Genomic DNA, 7,645 nt, shown 5'->3' on the forward strand with positions numbered 1-7,645 from the left:
AAATTCACGCCACTTCACAGGCGCTTTTTTTATTACTTCTTCGCTGCTGCTTGACCTGGCTTCGGACGCTTAGTACCGTATTTGGAACGACCTTGTTTACGGTTGTTCACACCAGCAGTGTCAAGAGCACCACGAACGATATGGTAGCGTACCCCTGGCAAGTCTTTTACACGACCGCCGCGCACCAGCACGACGCTATGCTCTTGCAGGTTGTGGCCAATACCACCGATGTAAGCTGTTACCTCGATTCCGTTTGTCAAACGCACACGAGCGTATTTACGCAACGCGGAGTTCGGTTTTTTCGGAGTCATGGTACCTACACGAGTGCAAACACCACGTTTTTGAGGAGAGCTTTGGTTGGTTTGGCTTTTCTTGAAGCTGTTGTACCCCTTTTGAAGAGCTGGGGACTTCGACTTCACAACCTTATCCTCGCGACCTTTACGCACCAATTGGTTAATTGTAGGCATGATGTTACCTCCCTTCTTAATACCCAATCTTCAAGACCACAGATCCAGGTGAGTCATTTTTAGGTCAAATAGAAAGTCCTTGTCCAGTATTACGCAACGTGTAACCACAGACAAAAACATCGTTAACCACTTTTTTTAATCGCAGCGGTAGCCGCTCCCACTTCAATTCCACACGCTTTGCCTAAACGACGCATGGAATCTACATGAATGACTGGAACACCCTTCTCTTTGCAAAGGAGCTCGACTTTTTGGGTCAAACGCTTATCTGCATCAACAGCGATATACACTGCTTCTACCTGTTGGCTTTCAACAGCTTTGATCGTCTGCTTAATGCCGATTGTCAAGTCCTTGGCCCGCTCTACTTTTTCATAAGACATGATTCTCATATCCTCCAAAGTACAGATGTCAGGCACACTTGAATATAATATCAGGTGGGCTAGTTGTTGTCAACGCCCATCTCATATTTTTTATTTAGGAAAGCGCCCACCAATCGGTGATGGGCGCTTTTCCCGCCATTACTCTACAGAAACTGCTTCTTGCTCAGCTTTCGCTGCTTCCAGCTCTGCTTCGTAATCTACTTGACTAGCAACTTTTACATTGCGGTAACGTGACATACCGGTACCTGCTGGAACCAGCTTCCCGATAATAACGTTCTCTTTCAAACCTAGCAAGCGGTCCACTTTTCCTTTGATCGCTGCATCGGTAAGAACGCGAGTCGTTTCTTGGAAGGATGCTGCCGACAGGAAGGAGTCGGTTTCGAGGGATGCTTTGGTGATCCCCAGAAGAACCGGACGGCCCACTGCTGGATTTCTGCCTTCCATGAGAACTTTTGCGTTCGCTTGCTCAAATTCAGGAACCTCAACATAGGAACCTGGCAAGAGGTCTGTATCTCCGCTGTCGATAACGCGCAGTTTGCGCAGCATCTGACGAATCATAACCTCTACGTGCTTGTCGTTAATTTCTACCCCTTGCATACGGTAAACTTTTTGTACCTCTTGCAAGATGTAGTTGGAAACGCCGCGCATACCGCGAACTTTGAGCATTTCTTTCGGGTCTACGGAACCTTCCGTGAGCTCGTCACCGGCATTCAGCTTGAGACCAACAGAAACCTTGATGCGCGAGCCATACGGTGCTGCATACACTTTGTTCTCCGCTTCCCCACGTACTTCGATCTCGCGACGATCTTTCCCTTCGCGAATATCAACAACTTCACCATCGATTTCGGAGATGACTGCTTGCCCTTTCGGATTACGCGCTTCGAACAACTCCTGAATACGCGGCAAACCTTGGGTAATATCGTCTCCCGCAACCCCACCAGTATGGAAGGTACGCATGGTCAGCTGGGTACCCGGCTCACCAATGGATTGTGCAGCGATAATACCGACTGCTTCTCCCACTTCCACCTCGGCTCCTGTCGCCAGGTTGCGTCCGTAACACAATTTGCAGACACCATGGCTGGTGCGGCAAGCGAGTACGTTACGGATATAAACGTTAGTGATTCCTACTTTTTCGATATACTCGGCAACCTCTTCAGAGATCTCCTCATTGCGGTGCACGATGATTTCTTTTGTCTCAGGGTGGCGCAAAGTCTCGAAGCAAGTACGTCCAACCAGACGATCAGACAACTTCTCGATTTCTTCCTTACCATCCTTGATTGCTGTTACACGGATACCTTTATCTGTTCCACAATCAGTTTCGCGTACAATCACGTCTTGGGCAACGTCTACCAGACGACGAGTCAGGTAACCCGAGTCCGCTGTACGCAAGGCTGTATCGGCGAGACCTTTACGCGCACCGTGCGTGGAGATAAAGTACTCCAATACCGTCAGACCTTCACGGAAGTTGGATTTAATCGGCAACTCAATGATTCGACCGGATGGGTTCGCCATCAGACCGCGCATACCAGCCAACTGAGTGATCTGGGATACGTTACCACGGGCACCGGAGTTCGCCATCATGAAGATCGCATTGAACTTATCCATGGACTTCATCAAAACGTCTGTTACTTCATCCTTCGCTTTGGACCAGATAGAGATTACGCGGTCATAGCGCTCGTCCTCGGTGATCAAACCGCGACGGAACTGCGTCATGACAGTTGCAACCTTTTCATCCGCTGCGTCGAGAATGTCTTTTTTCTTTCCTGGTACCGCAATGTCCGCTACGGCAATCGTGATACCTGCTTTTGTCGAGTACGTGAAGCCCAGTTCCTTGATTCTATCGAGGATCATGGACGTTTTCATCGTACCGAAGCGACGGAAGCACTCGGAAATGATGGTTCCCAAGAAGCCTTTTTTCACCGCGCCTGGATCAGGCAGGTTCTTGATGAACTCAGTAACGTTGGTACCTTTATCGAAAATAAAGTATTCGTCAGGAACCATGTTTTGCAGGTTGCCTTTCGTTGGTACGTTGATGAACGGCAGATCTGCAGGGAAAATTTCATTGAAAATTACTTTACCTACTGTCGTTACGAGAAGCGCGTTCTCTTGACGCTCAGTAAAGCTGGTTTTGCTCAAGCGTTTTGCTGGCAGTGCGATGCGCGTATGCAGGCTGATAAAGCCTTGCTGATAAGCGGCAATCGCATCGTGAGGATCGCGATAAATCGTACCCTCGCCTTTGTCGCCTTCGCGCTCTAGTGTCAGGTAGTAAGAACCAAGCACCATGTCCTGGGATGGAGTTACTACCGGTTTACCGTCTTTCGGGTTCAAGATGTTCTGCGCTGCCAGCATGAGGATACGGGCTTCCGCCTGTGCTTCAGCAGACAACGGAACGTGAACCGCCATTTGGTCACCGTCAAAGTCCGCGTTGTACGCTGTACAAACGAGCGGATGCAGACGGATCGCACGGCCTTCAACCAGAACTGGTTCGAATGCCTGGATACCCAGACGGTGCAAGGTAGGGGCACGGTTCAACAGTACAGGGTGCTCACGAATAACGTCCTCGAGAACGTCCCATACCTCTGGCTGAACGCGCTCAACCTTGCGCTTTGCGCTCTTGATGTTGTGAGCGAGGCCTTTGGAAACCAGCTCTTTCATCACGAACGGCTTGAAGAGCTCCAGTGCCATTTCTTTAGGCAAACCGCACTGATACATCTTCAGGTTAGGTCCTACAACGATAACGGAACGACCGGAGTAGTCAACACGCTTACCGAGCAGGTTTTGACGGAAACGACCTTGTTTACCTTTCAACATGTGGCTGAGAGATTTCAAAGGACGGTTACCTGGTCCTGTTACCGGACGTCCACGACGACCGTTGTCGATGAGCGCGTCTACTGCTTCCTGCAGCATGCGTTTCTCGTTTTGTACGATAATGTCAGGAGCACCCAGTTCGAGCAGGCGCTTCAGACGGTTATTACGGTTGATTACACGGCGGTACAGGTCATTCAGGTCGGAAGTGGCAAAACGTCCACCATCCAACTGAACCATTGGACGAAGCTCTGGCGGGATAACCGGCAGTACGTCGAGAACCATCCAATCCGGGTGGTTACCGGAGTTGCGGAATGCCTCGAGCACTTCCAGACGCTTGATCGCACGGTTGCGACGCTGGCCTTGTGCCGTTTTCAAATCTTCTTTTAACGTTTCCACGTCTTTATCCAGATCAATTTCTGCAAGCAGGCGTTTAATTGCTTCTGCTCCCATCATCGCTTGGAAGGAGTGGCCGTATTTCTCACGATAATTGCGATACTCTTTTTCGGAGAGCAATTGCTTTTTATCGAGAGGAGTGTCACCTGGATCTGTTACTACGTAAGAAGCAAAGTAGATTACTTCCTCCAGGGAACGAGGGGACATGTCGAGCACCAAGCCCATACGGCTTGGAATCCCTTTGAAGTACCAGATGTGAGAAACTGGGGCAGCCAGTTCAATGTGCCCCATACGCTCACGCCGTACTTTGGCGCGGGTCACTTCCACGCCACAACGGTCGCACACTACACCTTTATAACGAACACGCTTGTATTTACCGCAATGGCATTCCCAGTCCTTGGTCGGTCCAAAGATGCGTTCGCAGAACAAGCCGTCTTTTTCCGGTTTCAGTGTGCGGTAGTTGATCGTCTCTGGCTTCTTCACTTCCCCGAAAGACCACGAACGGATCTTATCGGGGGAAGCCAAGCCGATCTTCATATATTCGAAGTTGTTCACGTCAATCACAGGGCGTTACCTCCCTTGGTACCGGAATCTTACTCTTCGTTCAAGCTTCCGCCTTCGAGAACGAGGTTCAGTTTTTCACCGTTGCCTTCATCCTCGTCTTCCATTTCACGCATTTCAATCTCCTGCTCGTCTCCGGACAGAATCTTCACGTCCATACCCAAGCTCTGGAGTTCCTTAATCAATACCTTGAAGGACTCTGGAACACCTGGTTCTGGAACGTTTTCGCCCTTAACGATCGCTTCATACGTTTTCACGCGGCCCACGACGTCATCCGACTTGACAGTAAGAATTTCTTGCAAGGTGTAGGCAGCACCATATGCCTCCAATGCCCAAACCTCCATCTCCCCGAAACGCTGTCCACCGAATTGAGCTTTACCACCCAATGGCTGCTGCGTAACAAGAGAGTAAGGACCAGTAGAACGAGCATGGATTTTGTCGTCAACCAAGTGAGCCAGTTTCAGCATGTACACGCAACCTACCGTTACACGGCGGTCAAACGGTTCACCTGTACGACCATCAAACAAGATCGTTTTTCCGTCACGATCCAGACCTGCTTCTTCCAACGTTTCGAATACTTCTGCCTGACGTGCACCGTCGAATACCGGCGTTGCTACGTGGATACCCAGAAGTTTCGCTGCCATACCCAAGTGAGTCTCCAATACCTGACCGATGTTCATACGCGAAGGTACGCCCAACGGGTTGAGTACGATCTCTACTGGAGAGCCATCTGGCAGGAACGGCATATCTTCTTCCGCCATGATGCGGGCGATAACCCCTTTGTTACCATGTCGACCGGCCATTTTGTCACCCACGGAGATTTTCCGTTTTTGGGCGATGTAAACGCGAACGAGTTGGTTTACGCCTGGTGGCAATTCGTCGCCATTCTCACGCGTAAATACTTTTACGTCTACGATGATACCGGAACCACCATGTGGTACGCGCAGGGATGTATCACGAACTTCACGAGCTTTTTCACCGAAGATGGCATGCAGGAGGCGTTCTTCTGCTGTCAGCTCAGTAACCCCTTTAGGTGTAACCTTACCAACGAGAATGTCGCCGTCCTGAATCTCCGCACCAACACGGATGATACCGCGTTCGTCCAGGTTTTTCAGAGCATCTTCCCCAACGTTTGGAATATCGCGAGTGATTTCCTCTGGACCCAGCTTGGTGTCGCGAGCTTCGGACTCGTATTCTTCAATATGGATAGACGTATACACGTCATCTTTTACAAGTTTTTCACTCAGAAGAATCGCGTCTTCGTAGTTGTATCCTTCCCACGTCATAAACGCAACGATTACGTTACGACCGAGAGCCAATTCACCTTTTTCAGTGGATGGGCCGTCCCCAATGATATCGCCTTTTTCAATCCAGTCTCCAGTGCTTACGATTGGACGCTGGTTGATGCAGGTACCTTGGTTGGAACGGATAAACTTGTGCATTTTGTATTTATCGAGATCGCCAGCAACTTTTCTGCCGTCGATTTCTTGGTAACGACGAATCCAGATTTCGCGAGCCGTTACGCGCTCAACTTGACCCGGATGCTTGGCAACGATCGCCACGCCGGAGTCTTGCGCTGCTTTATGCTCCATACCCGTACCGACAAACGGTGCTTGTGGAATCAAAAGCGGAACGGCCTGCCGCTGCATGTTTGAACCCATCAGTGCGCGGTTGGCGTCATCATTCTCGAGGAACGGAATCAGCGCTGTCGCAACGGATACAACCTGCTTCGGCGATACGTCCATGAAGTCTACCTTGTCGCGCGGTACGCTCAAGATCTCACCTTTACGACGGCAGATTACCATGTCGTTTACGAAACGGCCATCTTCATCAAGTGGCTGATTTGCCTGTGCCACGTTGAACACGTCTTCCTCATCAGCAGTCAAGTAGCTGATATCAGTCAACACGAAGCCTGTTTCTGGATCAACTTTACGACGAGGCGTTTCGATAAATCCGTAGTCGTTAATGCGTGCAAAGGACGACAGGGAGTTGATCAAACCAATGTTTGGTCCCTCTGGCGTCTCAATTGGACACATACGACCGTAGTGGGAATGGTGAACGTCGCGCACTTCGAAGCCCGCGCGCTCACGCGTCAAACCACCAGGTCCGAGTGCGGACAGACGGCGTTTGTGCGTCAGCTCAGCCAATGGATTTGTTTGATCCATGAACTGGGACAACTGCGAGCTACCAAAGAACTCCTTCAGTGAGGCAATCACTGGACGGATGTTAATGAGAGCTTGCGGTGTAATTTGGTTTTGATCCTGAATGGACATGCGCTCACGAACCACACGCTCCATACGGGACAAACCAATACGGAACTGGTTCTGCAACAGTTCACCAACGGAACGCAGACGACGGTTACCCAAGTGGTCAATATCGTCTGTGGAACCTACACTGTGCAGGAGGTTCATGAAATAGTTGATCGCCGATACGATGTCCGCCGGCGTAATATGTTTGAAGGACTTATCTACATTTCCGTTTCCGATTACTTTGATGATCTTGCCATCTTCAATCGGAGAGAAAATATTGATAGATTGCAAATGAATCGCTTCATCTTCCAGTACACCGCCATGTGTGCGAACGTCGATAAAGCCCACATTGCCTTCCAGCGCTGGCACGATGCGATCCAGGACACGACGGTCAATCATTTGACCTGCTTCGGCAAAAATTTCACCTGTTGTCGTATCGATCAGCGTTTCAGCCAAACGTTGGTTGTACAGACGGTTTTTCAAATGAAGCTTTTTGTTCATTTTATAACGACCAACAGAAGCCAAATCATAGCGCTTAGGGTCGAAGAAACGAGAGATCAAGAGGCTCTTCGCATTTTCGACTGTTGGTGGCTCACCCGGACGAAGACGCTCGTAGATTTCAATAAGCGCTTTTTCCGTAGAATCGGTATTGTCTTTTTCCAGCGTGTTCTTGATGTATTCATCTTCACCCAGCAAGTTGAGAATCTCGATGTCGGAACCAAAGCCCAACGCACGCAAAAGAACCGTTACCGGGATTTTTCGCGTACGGTCGATGCGGACATAAATAACG

4 protein-coding genes are annotated in these 7,645 nt (G+C 49.8%); all 4 read right to left on the minus strand.

All coding sequences use genetic code 11. The annotated features are described in order from the left end of the window. Positions 1 to 32 precede the first annotated feature (32 nt). Positions 33 to 467 carry a 30S ribosomal protein S12 gene (rpsL, locus tag HP568_RS26540; RefSeq protein WP_012683978.1) on the minus strand — a complete coding sequence of 145 codons (435 nt, stop codon included), beginning with the start codon at positions 465 to 467 and terminating at the stop codon, positions 33 to 35. 122 nt (positions 468 to 589) lie between these two features. After that, positions 590 to 844 (minus strand): 50S ribosomal protein L7ae-like protein, encoded by a 255-nt coding sequence (locus HP568_RS26545; RefSeq protein ID WP_017247041.1) that lies wholly within the window; start codon positions 842 to 844, stop codon positions 590 to 592. 138 nt (positions 845 to 982) lie between these two features. Continuing rightward, on the minus strand, positions 983 to 4,609 hold the full coding sequence (gene rpoC / locus HP568_RS26550; protein ID WP_048035652.1) for a DNA-directed RNA polymerase subunit beta': 3,627 nt from the start codon (positions 4,607 to 4,609) through the stop codon (positions 983 to 985). 29 nt (positions 4,610 to 4,638) lie between these two features. Then, positions 4,639 to 7,645, minus strand: a 3,007-nt coding sequence (gene rpoB, locus HP568_RS26555) for a DNA-directed RNA polymerase subunit beta (protein WP_173630670.1), incomplete at its 5' end; no start/stop codon positions are given.

The organism is Brevibacillus sp. MS2.2 (assembly GCF_013284345.1).
In the GTDB taxonomy this organism is placed as follows: domain Bacteria; phylum Bacillota; class Bacilli; order Brevibacillales; family Brevibacillaceae; genus Brevibacillus; species Brevibacillus brevis_C.

Coding starts and splice junctions, on each gene's coding strand:
- rpsL (WP_012683978.1), bottom strand. CDS start 467: ATGCCTACAATTAACCAATTGGTGCGTAAAGGTCGCGAGGATAAGGTT.
- HP568_RS26545 (WP_017247041.1), bottom strand. CDS start 844: ATGTCTTATGAAAAAGTAGAGCGGGCCAAGGACTTGACAATCGGCATT.